The sequence below is a fragment of the Kocuria coralli genome, from assembly GCF_008831305.1.
Taxonomy (GTDB): Bacteria; Actinomycetota; Actinomycetes; order Actinomycetales; family Micrococcaceae; genus Kocuria; species Kocuria coralli.
Map to the genome: position 1 here is coordinate 87,298 of NZ_ML708613.1, position 15,275 is coordinate 102,572.

The window sequence follows — 15,275 nt, forward strand, 5'->3', positions numbered from 1 at the left end:
CGGTGGCAGCGGTACCCGTCCCTCAACCCGCCGTCGTGATCGAATCGCCGGTCTGTCCCGCGGCCCGGCGGGCTTCCAGACGACGCCGCTGGGGCTCGACCGTGTACCGCGGGTCCTTGGCGGATTCCAGGCCCGCATAGAACACCCCGAACCGGGTCAGGGCCGATGACGTGAGCAAGGCCGCGCCGGAGAGCACCGCGGCCCAGCGGCGGCGTCCCGCCAGCAGCGTCCCCAGCCCGCCGGCCACCACGAGTCGTTCGCTCCAGGAGAGCATCCGCCCGGGACGGCCTTGGTGCAGGGGCTCGGCCGCCACGTGATCCGCACGCCGCTCCATCACGTTCTGCGCCACGAGCTCGCCGACCGCTCCCATGACGGCAAGGGCGCGCGCCGGCCCCGCCTGCGCCACCGGAGTGGTGATCATGGCCAGACCCGAAGCGGCCAGCGAGGCGGAGCTGACGAAGACGAACGGCAGGTCCTCGCGCACGGCGTTCCACGTGGGGACCGCGGTGTCCGAGAGCAGCACGGCCGTGTAACCGGCCAGCGGTGCCCCCAGAAGGCCCGCTCCCGCGCCCGCCACCGGGGCCGTCGTCCTCAGCACGGCGCGCAGGGGACCCAGGGGCAGGCGCTCGGCCGTGAGCTCGTCCACCTCCGCCGCCGCAGCCACGCCGGCGCAGGTGCTGAAAGCGGCCAGCACCCAGGAGCCCAGGCTCATGGGTGATGTCGGCTTGATGGTGCGCAGCATGTTCAGGAACCGCTCCGGGCGTCCCAGGTCGGTGATCAGCGCCAGGCTGCCCGCACCGGCAGCACCCAGGGCGGCCAGCCTGCCGTTGCGGCGCAGTGCCGTGCGGTCCGTGACCTGGCCGCCCAGGGCCAGCAACGCGGAACCTCCGGCCACCCCGCCCAGGAAGAGGTAGAGGGCGATCTCCTTCTTCCACGGCGGCGCCTTGACGACCGGACGCCCGTAGTAGGACGTATACGGCTCCACCTCGGCATCGGGGACCACGGGCATCTCCCGGGCGCCGTCGCCGCCGCGCTTGAACCAGCTCCCGGCGCCCCCTTTGGAGCGGCGGTCCCGGTCGCGACGACGGCGACGCGGCGGTTCCGGCGGCCGGTAGCTGTCGAACTCGGAGGCGGTCACCGGCGGCCCCCGAGGGCGAAGGCGGTGGCCGTGGCGGCGACCATCCCCGCCATGGCCAGGCCGGCGCGCTTGAACATGCGCGGGAGGTCGGCGGTGGGGACCCTGGGATCCGGTGGCAGGCCGTAGACCTCGGGCTCGTCCAGCAGCAGGAAGATCGAGCCGGTGCCGCCCACGCCGTCGTCAGGATTGGCGCCGTACAGCCTGGCCTCGGTCATGCCCTGCTCGTGCAGCTGCGCCACCCGCTCACGAGCGGTGGAGAGCATCTCCTCCCGGCGACCGTACTTGATCGACGTGGTGGGGCAGGTCTTGGCGCACGCCGGGGTCTCGTCGTCCTTCATCCGGTCGTAGCACAGCGTGCACTTCTGGGCGATGCCGGTCTGCGGGCGCTTGACGCTGGCAGGCAGGTCACGGCTCGGCGGGGTGGTGACCAGGCCGTCGGTGCGCCGCTCGATCACCCCGAACGGGCAGCCGGCCACGCAGGTCCCGCACCCGTTGCAGACATCCTCCTGGACAACCACGGTCCCGTACTCGGTGCGGAACAGGGCACCGGTGGGGCATACGTCCAGGCACCCCGCGTTCGTGCAGTGCTTGCACACGTCGGAGGACATCAGCCAGCGGAACTCGGGCGAGTCAGGGGGAGCCGTTCCCTCCGACGACGGCGCCCCTCCCGTCTCCCCTGTCGAGGCCGTAGCGCTCGGTGCTGTCCTCGCCGAACCCGTTCTTGCCGGTGGCGGGCCGACCCCGGGCATTCCTAGATCCACCAGAGCCCGCCCGGAAGAACGCGCCTGCTCGATGCGCTCGCGATCCTGCTCGATGAACGCGACGTGCCGCCAGGTGTTCGCGCCCAGCGCGCCGGTGTTGTCGTAGGAGGAGCCCAGGATCTCGTAGTCGCCGTCGGCGGGGTTGCGGTTCCACTCCTTGCAGGCGACCTCGCAGGCCTTGCAGCCAATGCAGATCGAGGTGTCCGTGAAGAACCCCCGGCGCGAATGCGGGTGCTCGTAGTGGGCGTCGGCGGTGGGGTTCGCCACCTGTCGTCCTGGCTGGGCGGTCATCCCTGCCCCTCCTCTCCGGCCGGCAATTCTCTGCCCGGCAGCTCCCGCGCCGGGTCCGTGACGCGTTCGTTGCCCGTCTGCGGGGTCAGGCCGGCGCGCTGCTGGTACTCCGTGACCATATCCACCAGTGCGGCTCCCCGGGGGCGTCTTCCGGGACGAATATCGCACAGTCCCACCTTGGACTCCTGAATGTGCACGTTGGGATCCAGGGTGATGCCCAGGAGATCGTTGGCTGCGTCGCCGCTGACCACGGCCTCCCGGCCCACGCCCCAGTGGTAGGGGAGGCCGATCTGGTGCACGGTGCGGCCACCGCTTTCCAGGGGGGTCATCCGCTCGGTGATCAGCACCTTCGCCTCGATGGCCGCCCGGGGGGAGACCAGGGTGGCCCATCCGTTCTGCTCCAGGCCCCGCTCGGCCGCCAGCTCCGGGGAGACCTCGCAGAACATCTCCGGCTGGAGCTCCGCGAGGTAGGGCAGCCACCGACTCATGCCGCCCGCCGTGTGCTGCTCGGTGAGCCGGTAGGTGGTGAACATGTACGGGTACACCTCGGCCCCCGGCACGCCCCGGCTGGCGGCGGTCAGGTTGTCCCACCGGGGGAACAGCTCGCGGGTGGCGTTGGGCTGCTGCGCGTAGAGCGGGTTGCGGACCGGGGACTCCTGAGGTTCGTAGTGGGCGGGCAGCGGACCGTCCACCATGCCCTTGGGCGCGAACAGCCAGCCCTTGCCGTCGGCCTGCATGATGAACGGGTCGTCGCCGTCCAGGGCGTCGGGTCCGCCCGAACCGTCGGGGGCCTCCGTGCCCGGGGCGCGATCCACGGGGAAGTCCGGGATGTCGTCCCCGGTCCACTTGCGGGCGGCCTCATCCCACCAGACGAGCTTCTTGCGTTCGCTCCACGGCTTGCCCTGGGGGTCCGCCGAGGCGCGGTTGTAGAGGATCCGCCGGTTGGCGGGCCAGGCCCACCCCCACTTGGCGGCGATCTCGTCCTGCTCCTGTCCCGGAACCCGGTCCGCGGCGTGGTTGACCCCGTCGGCGTACACGCCCGTGTAGATCCAGCAGCCGCCCTCCGTCGATCCGTCGGCCTTTATCTGCGTGTAGGAGGACAGCGGCTTCCCCCGATCAGGTCCGGTCAGGTGCCGTCCGTTGATCTCGGCCAGGACGGCCAGGGCATCGGGGTCGCCGTCGTCGTCCACCGGGTAGTCCCAGGTGAGGTCCAGCAGCGGACGGTCCCTGGGGTCCCCCGAGTCCTTCAGGCGCTCGCGGATGCGCAGGCCCAGCTCGTAGAAGAAGGCCAGCTCGCTCTGGCAGTCTCCCGGCGGTGAGACGGCCTGGTGGCGCCACTGCAGCAGCCGCTGGGTCTGGGTGAAGGTCCCGGCCTTCTCGACGTGCGTGGCGGCGGGGAAGAAGAACACCTCGGTGTCGATCTCCTCCGTGCGCAGCTCTCCGGAGTCGATCTCCGGGCCGTCCTTCCACCAGGTGGCCGATTCGATCAGGCTGAAGTCGCGGACCACCATCCACTTCAGATGGGACATCGCCATGCGCTGCATCCGCCCGTTGGCCGATCCCACGGCGGGGTTCTGGCCCAGGATGAAGTAGCCTTCGACCTCATCGGCCAGCATCTCCGTGAGCGTCTGGTACGTGCCGTGGGCGCCCGTGAGCCGCGGGAGGTAGTCGTAGGCCCAGTCGTTGTCCGGCTGCGCCGCATCGCCCCACCACGCCTTGAGCAGGCTGACGGTGTAGGCATCGGCGTTGGCCCAGAAACCCTTCTGCTGCTTGGAAGCGATGGCGCCGATGTAGTCCTGGACCGTCTCCAGCTCCGCCTTGGGCATGGGCAGATAGCCGGGAAGCAGGTTGAACAGGGTGGGGATGTCGGTGGAGCCCTGGATGCTCGCGTGCCCGCGCAGGGCCATGATGCCGCCGCCCGGGCGCCCCATGTTGCCCAGGAGCAGCTGCAGGATCGAGGCCGTCCGGATGAACTGCGCGCCCAGGGTGTGCTGGGTCCAGCCCACGGCGTAGGCGAAGCACGTGGTGCGCTCCCGCCCGGAGTTCTCGGTGATCGACCGGGCGAGGTACTCGAAATCCGCTTCCGAGATGCCGCACGCCTCCCTCACCATCTCGGCGGTGTAGCGGCTGTAGTGGCGCTTGAGGATCTGGAAGACGGTGCTGGGGTCCTGCAGGGTCTCGTCCCGCAGTGGCTCGGAGGCCGCGGGCGGGCCGCCGCTTCCGTGGGATTCCCCTTCGGCCTCGCCGTCCCCGTAGCCGTCGTGAGCAGAGGCGTCCGACGGCGCACCGGCGTCTCCGGGCCGGTCCGTCTGGGCGTCCTCCGGCGCGCTGTCCCGGCGCTCCCGCTGGTAGGCCCACGAGGCGGGGTCGTACTTGCCGGTCGACGGATCGTAGCCGGAGAAGAGGCCCTCGAGGTCCTCGGTGTCGCGGAACTGCTCACTGATCAGGAAGGAGGCGTTCGTATAGGCGCGCACGTACTCCTCGAACCACAGGTCATGGGTCAGGACGTAGTTGATCAGGGCGCCCAGGAGCACGACGTCGGAGCCGGCCCGGATCGGGACGTGCTTGTCGGCGATGGCCGTGGTCCGGGTGAACCGCGGGTCCACGTGAATGATCCGGGCACCACGGGCTTTGGCTTCCGAGACCCACTGGAATCCCACCGGGTGGCACTCCGCCATGTTGGAACCCTGGATGACGATGCAGTCCGCATTCGCCATGTCCTGCAGCGACTGGGTGGCGCCGCCGCGGCCGAAAGAGGTTCCCAGACTGGGAACGGTGGCGGAGTGTCAAATGCGGGCCTGGTTCTCGATCTGGATCGCCCCGGCCGCGGTGAAGAGCTTCTTGATCAGGTAGTTCTCTTCGTTGTCCAGGGTGGCCCCGCCCAGGGAGGCGATGCCCATGGTGCGATGGAGGCGCCGGCCGGCGTCGTCCTGGTCCTGCCACTTGCGGCGCCGGGACTCGATGAAGCGCTCGGCCACCATGTCCACGGCCTGGCTGAGGTCCAGCTTCTGCCATTCAGTGGCCCGGGGTGCGCGGTAGAGGACCCGGTACTGCCGGCCCGGGGCGTTGACCAGCTGCTCGCTCGCGGCGCCTTTGGGGCAGAGACGGCCGCGGGAGATGGGGGAGTCCGGGTCCCCCTCGATCTGGATGACCTTCTCGTCCTTGACGTAGACCTTCTGCCCGCATCCCACGGCGCAGTACGGGCATACGCTCTGCACCACCCGGTCGGCGGTGGCGTTGCGGGAGGTCAGTTCCCGGGTGTGCTCGGAGACGGTCGCGGAACTGCGTGCCGTGGAATCGGCGGTGCGCAGCTGCCGCACCACCGGCCATTCCAGGAAGCTGAACCGAGCCATGCAGTCAATGTAACCCACACCACGGACACCGCGGGACGGCCGGAGGCAACAGGTCCGCAGCGCCTCCCTGACGTGCGAATGACCATTGGAACCGGGGAACCACGGTCATTCGCACGTCACTGATGGCGTCGCCCGCTACTCGCGCGGAGGCGGCGCGGGTGCGCCGGCCGGCGGCGGGATCTTGGCGTAGCTCTGGGACGGCACTGCCGGTGCGGGCTCGTCGTCGCCCCCGGGCCGCGGCCGGGCCGGCGAGGGGTCCCAGCCCCGATCCACCAGCTTGCGCTGGACCAGGATCGCGGCGAAGAGGACCACCAGGCCGATCAGCACGATCAGGATCAGCCCGCCGATCTCCCCGATCCGGGCGGCCGAGCCGACCGCCAGGCCGAACCAGCCGAAGTCCGCGTCGCCGAACGTGGTGTTCTCGCCGCCGAAGGTGCCCAGGACGGAGAGCAGGAACGCCGGCAGGAACGTGATGATGAGGCCGTTGACGAAACCGCCGGCCACGGCGCCGCGCCGTCCGCCCGTCGCGTTGCCGAAGACACCCGCTGCGCCACCCGTGAAGAAGTGCGGCACCAGCCCCGGCAGGATCAGGGCGATGCCATAGGCCGGGTTCAGCCAGGTGGACAGCACCACGAGCCCGACCAGACCGCCCGCGAAACTCGAGATGAAGCCCAGCAGCACGGCGTTCTGCGCGTAGGGGAACACGATCGGCGCATCGAGCGCGGGGATCGCACCCGGGACCACCTTGGCAGCGATCCCCTGGAAGGCGGGGACGAGCTCGCCCAGGATGGTGCGCACGCCGAAGAGGATCACCGCCACCGCCACGCCGAACTGCAGGCCGTAGGTCACCGAGGTCATGAGGTAGTTCCCCACGTTGGCGGCGCCGCCCTCGAAGGCCTCGAAGGCGACCTCGGTCCCCGCCCGGGCCATGAACAGGATGGCGAGCACCACGTACATCAGGGCCATGGACAGGGCGGTGGCCACCATGGAGTCACGCAGGAACCTGAGTCCCTCGGGCAGCTTCAGGTCTTCCGAGGACGGGCTCTTGCCGCCCACCAGCCGGCCCGTGGCGCCGGCCGCGATGTACCCCGCCGTGCCGAAGTGCCCGATCGCGATGCTGTCGTCGCCCGTGATGCGCCGGGTCCACGGGTGGGCGAGGGCGGGCAGGGAGACCATCAGGATGCCCAGCAGCAGCGCGCCCACGCCCACCACGAGTGCACCGCTGTAGCCCGCGGTGGCCAGGATGATCGTGAGCATGGTGGCCATGAACAGCACGTGGTGGCCGGTCAGGAACACGTACCGCAGCGGGGTGAACCGGGCCAGGAGCAGCGAGACCACGAAGCCCAGGATCATCAGCCACGCCACCTGCCCGCCGAACTCGGCCTGGGCGATGCCCGCGATGGCCTCGTTGGTCGGGACGACGCCCTGGGCGCCCGTGGCTCCCTGGATCATCACGCCGAGCGGTTCGAGCGAGGCCACGACCAGCGTGGCGCCGGCCCCGATCAGCAGGAACCCCAGCGTGGCCTTGATGGCACCGCCGACCACCTGCCCCGTGCTCTTGCGCAGTGCGATCAGCCCGACGGCGGTGATGATGCCGATCAGGAAAGCCGGCACCGAGAGGATCTCGTTGACCAGGAATTCTGCGATCGCGACTAACCAGTTCATCGTTGTCCTGTCACGTGTCGATCGGAGGAGGGTGGATCAGAAGGGCGCGGAGTCAGACGTCGTAGGAGTCGCGCAGAGCGGCGTCGAGCTCTTCGGTGCTGGTGAAGTTCGAGATCACCTTCACCGGGATGCCGACATCGCCCAGGGTCCGGGCGATCTCACCCGAGGTCATGATGAGATCGGCGTCCTTGGACTTGCCGCGCGCGGAGATGGTGTCCGTGGCCTCGACCGTCAGGTACGGGCTCCAGCCCCACTGGTCCAGGACCTGCTCGAGAGTGTTCTTCAGGAACAGGCTGGTGCCCAGCCCGTTGCCGCACACGGTCAGGATGTGGTCCTTGGTCTTGCGAGCGCTCCGCGAGCTTTCGCCACCGGCCGCACCGGCCGCCGTCGCGGGAGCGGGACGCGCCGCCTGGGCCTCCGGCTCCTTCCCGGTGTCCAGTGCGGCGTGGAACTGCTCGGTCGTCGTGGCCTCGTCGAGGGCCTGGCGGGATGCCCGTTTGCCGAGAAGGGTGGCCAGCTGGCGCATCGCCTGCATGTGCTCCGTGGAATCCGGTGCCGCCAGCGCCGCGATCAAGGAGACGGGATCGTTGGACTCGTGGCCGAAGGCCACCGGTTCCCTGAGCCGGACCCAGGACATCCCGGTGCGATGGATGTCGTCCTCGGCCCGGGCATGGGCGAAGGCGAAACCGGGCGCGACCACGATGTACGGCCCGTTTTCCTCGACATTGCGGATCATCGACTCGGTATAGGAATCGTCGCTGACCCCGGCGGAGACCAGCAGTTCTCCGGAGGCGCGGACGGCCTCCTGCCAACTGCCCGCCTCAGCATCGAGGCGGATCGAGTCAGGGGTCACGAGTTCGTGCAGCGTCGCCATGCCTCTTATCGTATGGCCCGCCCCGGGGCCGGGCCATACATTGCCGCCCGGTGGGCTAGAGGGAGGGAGCAGCCAGTCACCGCGGCCTGGAGGGAGACCTGGACCACGACAACATGCTGTGACACGCTAGTAAGCCACGCTTATAAAGCGTGGCGGACACGAGGAGGCAGACATGCGTGCACTGACTTGGCAGGCCCCCGGCAAGGTCGAGGTAGTCAACGTCCCCATCCCTCAGATCCAGGAATCCACGGATGCGATCATCCGGGTGAGTTCTACAGCGATCTGCGGCTCAGACCTTCATCTGTACAACGTCTTCGGGCCGTACATGGATCAGGGTGATGTCCTGGGCCATGAGTTCATGGGCACCGTGGAACAGGTCGGTTCCGGCGTGGGCACTCTCAAGGAAGGCGACCGGGTGGTGGTCCCCTTCAACATTTCGTGCGGCCGGTGCTGGATGTGCGCGCGGGGCTTCTTCGCTCAGTGCGAGACAACGCAGAATACCGATTTCGAGGCCGGTGCTTCTCTTTTCGGGTTCAGCAAGATGTACGGGCAGGTGCCCGGTGGCCAGGCGGAGTACGTGCGCGTGCCGCATGCCGATTTCGGTCCGGTCAAGGTCCCGGATGGTTTCGCCGACGAGCGAGCCCTCTATCTTTCGGACATCCTGCCCACTGCTTGGCAGGGAGTGAAGTGGGCCGATGTCCCCGAAGGCGGCTCCCTGGCGGTAATCGGCCTGGGGCCGGTGGGCCAGCTGTCCGTACGTTCAGCTCGTCAGCAGGGCAATGCCGGGAAGATCATCGCCGTCGATATGGTGGACGAACGTCTGGAGCTTGCCAGGAAATGGGGAGCCGAGGTGATCGACCTGCGCAAGGTCGACTCCGTGTCGGAAGCGATCTTCGACCTGACGGACGGTCGTGGTGCTGATTCGACCTTGGATGCGGTCGGCATGGAGGCCCACGGCAATCCAGTGGCGGAAACGGTGGTCAAGGCGGTCAGCAAGGCTCCGGACGTGGTGGCCCGGCCCATGATGGAGAAGGCGGGCGTCGATCGCCTCGATGCCCTGCTCACTGCCATCCAGGGCGTCCGCCGCTCCGGGACAGTGTCGGTCAGCGGCGTCTACGCGGGTAATGCCAATCCAATGCCCCTCAAGGACATCTTCGACAAGGGGCTGCGTATCGCGATGGGGCAGTGCCACGTCCGCCAGTGGACGGATGAACTCTCTGAGATCGTCTTCCAGGGCGAGGACGTGCTCGGCCTGGAAGACCTGGCCACCCATCGCATCCCGCTATCGGAAGCTCCCGCGGCTTATGAGAAATTCATGAAGAAGGAGGACGGCTGCATCAAGGTGGTCTTGGATCCAACGCGGTGACGGCGCATAGGTAGACAGCACCGGTCTTTTCGCCGAGCTGAGGCGGGTGGACCCCGGCCGCCGGGGGCGTGGGGAACCGGCCCGGCACCGCAGGGTTTTACTGCAGGGCTGCCCGGAAGTCCTCGGGCGTGGCAGCGGATCGAAGGGCTTCGCGCTTCTCGGGATCATCCAGCAGGGCGGCCATCTGCTTGGTGGCCATGATGTGCGCCGAGCTGTTCCTGGCGGCCAGGGCTGCGACCAGGACGACGGGGTCGTTGGACTCGTGGCCGAAGTTCACCGGTTCCTGGAGCCGGACCCAGGAGAGCCCGGTGCGGTGCACGTTGTCCTCATCCCGGGCGTGGGAGAAGGCGATCCCGGGGGCGACGACGATGTACGGCCCGTTCTCCTCGACATTGCGGATCATCGATTCGGTATAGGAGTCGTCGCTGACCCCGGCGGAGACCAGCAGCGCCCCGGCGGCGCGCATGGCCTCCCTCCAGTCGCCCGCGGACACGTCGAGACGGATCGAGTCAGGGGTCACGAGTTCATGCAACGTCGCCATGGTCACAGCCTACGGAGTATCGGGGCTCGTGAGGAGACGGTGACGGCCTGAGACGCAGGAGTGTTCAGGCAGGGGCCGGCCCTGCCTCGTCGTCGGTCCCGTTCTCCACGACGGCGGTGCCGGGCTCATCGTGATCGCGGCCGGTCCAGATCTTGATCACGGACCAGGCGACGGCGGTCAGGGGCACGGCGAGCACGGCACCGGCCACCCCGCCCAGGAAGGTCCCGGCCGACAGCGCCAGAAGGATGACCAGTCCGTGCAGGTGGACCGCCTTGCCCATGACCAGGGGGTGCAGGAAGTAGCCGTCGAGGTGGTGGACGATGATCAGGATGGCCACCACGATCAACGCCGTGATGGGCCCGTTGGCCACCAGGGCGACGAGCGCGGCCAGCGCCCCGGCTGCCAGCGCGCCCACGATCGGGATGAAGGCGGTGATGAAGATGATCACCGTCAGGGGGATCACCAGGGGAACCTGGAGGATCCACAGGCCCAGGCCGATGAGGAGCGAGTCCACCGTGGCGATCAGCGCGATACCGCGGGTGTAGCCGCCCAGGGTGCGCACCGTCCGTTCACCGGAGGCCGCGATCCTCTCGAGCACGTCACCATGGAACCAGCTGAGGACGAAAGCCCAGAGACGCGGTCCGTCCATGATGAAGAAGAACAGTGTCACCAGCATCAGGAGCGTGCCCGCCAGCACCTCCGAGGCCACGGAGATGCCGGTCAGGGCGCTCTGCTCCGCGGAGGGACTGGTGAGCGCACCCTGCAGCTGGGACAGCGCGGCGTTCACGGTGTCGGCATCCACAGGGATGGGCAGAGGGCTGTCGTGGACGAAGTCCTGGAGCTGCTGCCATCCGGAGGAGGCGGCGCTGATCAGATCGGACCAGCCGTTCCGGATGCCGAAGACGACGCCCGTGGTGATCCCGCCGAGCACCACGATCAGGGCGAGGAACACCAGGATCGCCGATGCCCATCCCGGCCAGCCATGCCGCTCCAGCCAGGAGACGACCGGGCGGACGGCAGAGGCGAGGATCAAGGCGATCAGCAGCGCGAGGACGACGACCTTGACCGCCAGGAGCGCGTAGACCACCAGGGCCGCCACCGCGGCCAGGATCAGGAACTGGAGTCCGCGTGTGGCAGCCCGGCCCAGTCGGTCAGACCAGGGCCCGGACCCAGAAGTCTTCGCATCCGCGCTCACGCGCTGATGCTACGCCCGGCAAACCGTAAGGAGGCTGTGCCTTTGTTGTGAGTAACCGGATCAGGTGTTGAGACCGTCCAGGAAGCCGATCAGGGCTTCGTTGAATTCAGGCGCGTGGCTGTCGGTGATGCCGTGGGGCCCGTCCTTGATCACGTGCAGCTGGCTGTTCGCGACCGCCTCGTGGGTCCGCTGCCCCGAACCCTCGAGCGGCACGATCGCATCGGCGTCGCCGTGGGCGATCAGGGTGGGTACGTCGATCTTGGGGAGATCCTCGCGGAAGTCGGTGGTCCCGAACGCCTCCATGCACCCCAGGGCCGCCGTCTGATCGGACTGCCGGGCGAGGGCGATCGCGGCCTGGCGGGCGGTCTCGTCGACCATCAGGGTGCCGTTGGCGCTGAAGAAGTTGGTGGTGAACTCGTCGAAGAACGATTCGCGGTCGGCCCTGAGGCCGCTCTCCATCCCCTCGGCCACGTCCTGGGTGAGCGGGCCGTCGGGGTTGTCCTCCGTGTTCTCCAAGTACGGAGGGATGGCGGCGGCGAACACGGCGGCCGCGATGCGATCCGTGCCGTAGTTGCCGATGTAGCGCGCCACTTCGCCTCCGCCCATGGAGAAGCCGACCAGCACGGCCCGGTCGAGGTCGAGAGTCTCGAGCACGGACTTCAGGTCGGCGGCCAGGGTCTCGTACTCGTAGCCCCCAGCGGGTTTGTCGCTGTTGCCGAAACCACGGCGGTCGTAGGTGATGGGACGGTACCCGGCTGCTTTCAGCGCCTGGGCCTGGTGCTCCCAGGCCGCGCCGGAGAGGGGCCAACCGTGGATGAGAACCACCGGCAGACCCTCACCGCCGGCGTCGTCGACGTGGAGATTGACACCGTCCGAGGTCTTTACCTGTGCCATGTGAGGAGCCTGCTTCCTGGGGTGAGTCGGAATGGTCAGTCCGTTCGGCAGCCTATCGGGGCCCGCGGGGTCGCCGGAAGGGGCGGGGTGGAAGACGGACATGAGTGCTGCGGGTCGTGTCCTCGGTTGATCCGGAGGAGGTCATCCTCAGGAAGCTCGAACGCACGCGGGAGAAGTATCCCGTGGACAAGGCGCGGGGCAGGAGCACCAAGTATGACCAGCTTTAGCGTCGAGTCCTTTGACTTCACCCAAGGGGACATCACCCGGGCCGGGGACCGCGATCCGAGGATCATCAGCTGGCCGCCCAGGCGCACGGGACGCTGACCAAGAGGTTCAAGGAGATCACCGAGAAGATCTTCGGCCTCGCGCCGTCAACTAGGGCGGTGTATATTTTTCGGTTTAGGTTTTATCGTCGGCAGGACTATCGAGGTCTATATTCGGACTACCTGTGGGGGATGAAATCCATATCATAATTACTATGGTGGTACCCAGGACTGGGAGGGCAAGTACAGCAAACAGTGTGATAAATTTTCGAGGCCTGGATATTAATCTGTTTGGAAGTATTAGGATTGCGAAGAGAACTATCCCTAATATCCAGAAGGATACTAGGGCCAGTTCTACTGGTGATATGGAAAACATTTCACTTCTTGAAGTACCATCGGTTGGAGATGCGGTTCCCTTCCCTCGCCGATCCATTTATCAGTCTGGAAGTTGATCGTCCTGAGCTGGCTCATGCCTACGCCGGTGAATTCAGGGTCATTGACGGTCCTCATAATTTCGTCCCGCTGCCCTGTGTGAGGTTGCCCCAGGTCTCTAGGCCATCCTGGTCTAGATTGGAATTGAAATCTTGAGTTGAGATTCCAAGCTCCCCATGCCCTTGGTTATTTTTCGCCATGGCGGAGGGTGCTGTCACTAGGCAACAAGGACGGATTCAGCGACTGCGCTGGAAAGTTTTGCGATTCGAATTTATTCCTCACTAGTGCTCCGAATGGGATGCTTGCCAAAAAAACCGTAACAGGCCTCCGAGTCCATTGCAATTATGCTCTAGTGATTTAAGACGCGGGACCGGGAGGGTGGCCTGGCACGCGTGGTCGCCGGACACGCCTGGGAGTGGCGCAGCCGGAAGGATCCCCAGGCATACGACATCGAGATCGATGGGGTCGCTTTGAGATGGAATTCCACGGACACCGACTGGATCAATTCCAAGAATTCCGTGGAGGAGGTCGGGTCGATCCATACCGTCCAGGGTTACGACCTCAACTACGCCGGGGTCGTCATCGGTCCGGATCTGGGTTTCGACCCGGATGCCGGGGAACTCGTCGTTCATCGGGCCGACTACAAGGACAAGGTGGGCAAGCGCAACAACCGGATGCGGCAGCAGATCACCACCGATCAAGACCTTCTGCGCTACATCTCCAATATCTACTCGGTGCTGCTGACCCGCGGGATGCGGGGCACCTATGTCTATGCGTGCGATCCCGACCTGCGGCGGTGGCTCTCACAGTTCATCCCCGGCGCCGTTGCGCCCTGAGAAGCACGGACCGTTCAGGTCACCGTTTGTCGACGCGGCCCAGCACCGAGAGGAACTCCTCGACGTCCACCGCCGACTCAAGACGGGTGCGAGTGAACTCGTTGCCGACCACGGAGACCAGCTGGCGCATGGCCTGGATGTGCTCCGTGCTGCCGGCCGAGGCGAGCGCCGCGATCAGGACGACGGGATCGTTGACGTCGCTGCCGAAGTTCACGGGCTTCTTCAGCCGGACCCACGCCATACCCGTGTGCTTGACCAGGGCGGGGGCCTGGGCATGGGCGAAGGCGAAACCCGGGGCGATCACAATGGCAGGGCCGTGGTCGCGGACGTTCTCGATCATGGCATCCGTATACCCGGGCGTCCCCGCGCCGGCGTTCGTCAGCAGCTTCCCCGCGACCCGGACCGCTTCTCGCCAGTCACGCGCGCGAACATTGAGTCGGATGGACCCCGGAGTCACCAGTTCATGCAGCTGCGCCATAGCTACACACTAAGTGAGACGGAGGGTTTTTAGGGCCCGGATCGGGGGACGGACGGGAAAGAGTCCTGACTGCCTCGTGGCCGCTATCTGCCGGCCTGCGCCGTTTATAGGATTACCCGGAGCACGTCCGCCGCACTACCAGGTCCGGAGCACCCGCATGAGTCGTTTCCCGTCACTGCATGATCGCGCCGAGGCGGCGTTACTGGGGCTGGCGATCGGCGATGCTCTCGGGATGCCCACCCAGTCGATGAGCCGCGAGCAGATCGCGCGGACCTACGGCACGATCCGCGGCCTTGTGGACGCGGTCTCCGACCAGCCGATCGCGCCCCTGATGCCCGCTGGCACCATCACCGACGACACCGAGCAGGCACTGCTGCTGGGAGAGCTGCTCATCGCCGGAGACGGCCGGATCGAGCCCCGCGGGTTCGCCGATGCGCTGGCGGACTGGGAACGCGGGATGGAGGCCAAGGGCTCCCGCGATCTGCTCGGCCCGTCCACCAAAGCCGCGATCGCGGCGATCCAGGGCGGTGCCACGCCGGAGGACGACCCGGGACGCGGCGGGACGACCAACGGAGCGGCGATGCGCATCACGCCGGTAGGGATCGCCTTTCCTCCCGACAGGCTGCTCCCGGCGGTGGCCGATGCCTCACGGCTGACCCACAACACCGGCCTCGGTCTCTCTGCGGCCGCCGCGGTGGGGATGGCTGTTTCCTACGCCCTGGAGCACCCGGACGCCACGATGCCCGACGTGGTCGCCGTGGCGGCTGAGGCTGCGGACGCGCTCGCCGGGACCGGCAACTGGGCGGCCGGAGGCGCCGTCGGCCCCCGCATCCGCTGGGCGGCCGAGGCGGTCGCCGGCCTCGATGCGGCAGCGGCGCTGGAGTTCGTCGCGGACGTCGTGGGCACCTCGGTCGCCTCGCAGGAGTCCGTGCCCGCGGTCTTCGCGCTCATCTCCCGCTTCGGTGACGGTCCCTACGCCACGCTCTTGCATGCCACCGCGCTCGGCGGGGACACGGACACCATGGCCGCGATGGCCGGCGCCGTGCTCGGTGCCCTGCACGGCCGGCACGCCTGGCCCGGAGAGGTCGCCGATCGGGTGCTGTCCATCAACGATCTCGATCTGCGGACGCTCGTCGACGGCCTGCTCGGATTGCGCCACGCTGCCGCCTGAGGCACTGAACACCTGAA

11 protein-coding genes and 1 pseudogene are annotated in these 15,275 nt (G+C 67.6%); 3 read left to right on the forward strand and 9 right to left on the reverse strand.

The window, feature by feature from the left end; all coding sequences use genetic code 11:
- Positions 1-22 precede the first annotated feature (22 nt).
- From nrfD to FCK90_RS04735, 5 genes are all read right to left on the reverse strand, one after another.
- Positions 23-1,138 carry an NrfD/PsrC family molybdoenzyme membrane anchor subunit gene (gene nrfD, locus FCK90_RS04710; RefSeq protein WP_158033148.1) on the reverse strand — a complete coding sequence of 372 codons (1,116 nt, stop codon included), beginning with the start codon at positions 1,136-1,138 and terminating at the stop codon, positions 23-25.
- Positions 1,135-2,190, reverse strand: a complete 1,056-nt coding sequence (locus FCK90_RS04715; RefSeq protein ID WP_158033149.1) for a 4Fe-4S dicluster domain-containing protein — start codon at positions 2,188-2,190, stop codon at positions 1,135-1,137. Before FCK90_RS04715 ends, nrfD begins: the two co-directional genes overlap by 4 nt.
- Entirely contained in the window at positions 2,187-5,543 is a 3,357-nt protein-coding gene (gene fdh, locus FCK90_RS04720; RefSeq protein WP_181954193.1) for a formate dehydrogenase, read from the reverse strand. The genes FCK90_RS04715 and fdh overlap by 4 nt, the downstream gene beginning before the upstream one ends.
- A gap of 135 nt (positions 5,544-5,678) precedes the next feature.
- Positions 5,679-7,208, reverse strand: coding sequence for a PTS ascorbate transporter subunit IIC (ulaA, locus tag FCK90_RS04730; RefSeq protein ID WP_158033152.1), 1,530 nt, complete (start codon positions 7,206-7,208; stop codon positions 5,679-5,681).
- Positions 7,209-7,260: 52 nt separating this feature from the next.
- Entirely contained in the window at positions 7,261-8,082 is an 822-nt protein-coding gene (locus FCK90_RS04735) for a PTS sugar transporter subunit IIAB (RefSeq protein ID WP_158033153.1), read from the reverse strand.
- Between the two features lie 172 nt (positions 8,083-8,254).
- Here FCK90_RS04735 and FCK90_RS04740 point away from each other — a divergent pair, with 172 nt between their 5' ends.
- Positions 8,255-9,448 (forward strand): zinc-dependent alcohol dehydrogenase, encoded by a 1,194-nt coding sequence (locus tag FCK90_RS04740; protein ID WP_158033154.1) that lies wholly within the window; start codon positions 8,255-8,257, stop codon positions 9,446-9,448.
- 97 nt (positions 9,449-9,545) lie between these two features.
- On the opposite strand, the gene FCK90_RS04745 is transcribed toward FCK90_RS04740, so the two are convergent.
- The 3 genes from FCK90_RS04745 to FCK90_RS04755 form a co-directional block, all read right to left on the reverse strand.
- Positions 9,546-9,989 carry a PTS sugar transporter subunit IIA gene (locus tag FCK90_RS04745; RefSeq protein ID WP_158033155.1) on the reverse strand — a complete coding sequence of 148 codons (444 nt, stop codon included), beginning with the start codon at positions 9,987-9,989 and terminating at the stop codon, positions 9,546-9,548.
- 64 nt (positions 9,990-10,053) lie between these two features.
- Positions 10,054-11,184 carry an AI-2E family transporter gene (locus FCK90_RS04750; protein ID WP_158033156.1) on the reverse strand — a complete coding sequence of 377 codons (1,131 nt, stop codon included), beginning with the start codon at positions 11,182-11,184 and terminating at the stop codon, positions 10,054-10,056.
- Positions 11,185-11,244: 60 nt separating this feature from the next.
- Positions 11,245-12,078: an alpha/beta fold hydrolase gene (locus tag FCK90_RS04755; protein ID WP_158033157.1), complete on the reverse strand. Its 834-nt coding sequence runs from the start codon at positions 12,076-12,078 to the stop codon at positions 11,245-11,247.
- Positions 12,079-13,144: 1,066 nt separating this feature from the next.
- On the opposite strand from FCK90_RS04755, the pseudogene FCK90_RS04760 reads away from it, so the two are divergent.
- Positions 13,145-13,609 (forward strand): annotated as a pseudogene (locus FCK90_RS04760) (DNA/RNA helicase domain-containing protein); the annotation flags it as partial.
- A 19-nt stretch (positions 13,610-13,628) separates the two neighbouring features.
- Here FCK90_RS04760 and FCK90_RS04765 read toward each other — a convergent pair.
- A complete protein-coding gene (locus tag FCK90_RS04765) occupies positions 13,629-14,087 on the reverse strand; it encodes a PTS sugar transporter subunit IIA (protein WP_158033159.1) in 459 nt (152 codons plus the stop codon).
- 157 nt (positions 14,088-14,244) lie between these two features.
- Here FCK90_RS04765 and FCK90_RS04770 point away from each other — a divergent pair, with 157 nt between their 5' ends.
- Positions 14,245-15,258 carry an ADP-ribosylglycohydrolase family protein gene (locus FCK90_RS04770; protein ID WP_158033160.1) on the forward strand — a complete coding sequence of 338 codons (1,014 nt, stop codon included), beginning with the start codon at positions 14,245-14,247 and terminating at the stop codon, positions 15,256-15,258.
- The last annotated feature ends 17 nt before the right edge of the window (positions 15,259-15,275 follow it).

Bases quoted from the DNA above. Each gene is read 5' to 3' on its own strand.
- FCK90_RS04715 (WP_158033149.1), bottom strand. From the start codon at position 2,190: ATGACCGCCCAGCCAGGACGACAGGTGGCGAACCCCACCGCCGACGCC.
- ulaA (WP_158033152.1), bottom strand. From the start codon at position 7,208: ATGAACTGGTTAGTCGCGATCGCAGAATTCCTGGTCAACGAGATCCTC.
- FCK90_RS04735 (WP_158033153.1), bottom strand. From the start codon at position 8,082: ATGGCGACGCTGCACGAACTCGTGACCCCTGACTCGATCCGCCTCGAT.
- FCK90_RS04740 (WP_158033154.1), top strand. From the start codon at position 8,255: ATGCGTGCACTGACTTGGCAGGCCCCCGGCAAGGTCGAGGTAGTCAAC.
- FCK90_RS04745 (WP_158033155.1), bottom strand. From the start codon at position 9,989: ATGGCGACGTTGCATGAACTCGTGACCCCTGACTCGATCCGTCTCGAC.
- FCK90_RS04755 (WP_158033157.1), bottom strand. From the start codon at position 12,078: ATGGCACAGGTAAAGACCTCGGACGGTGTCAATCTCCACGTCGACGAC.
- FCK90_RS04765 (WP_158033159.1), bottom strand. From the start codon at position 14,087: ATGGCGCAGCTGCATGAACTGGTGACTCCGGGGTCCATCCGACTCAAT.
- FCK90_RS04770 (WP_158033160.1), top strand. From the start codon at position 14,245: ATGAGTCGTTTCCCGTCACTGCATGATCGCGCCGAGGCGGCGTTACTG.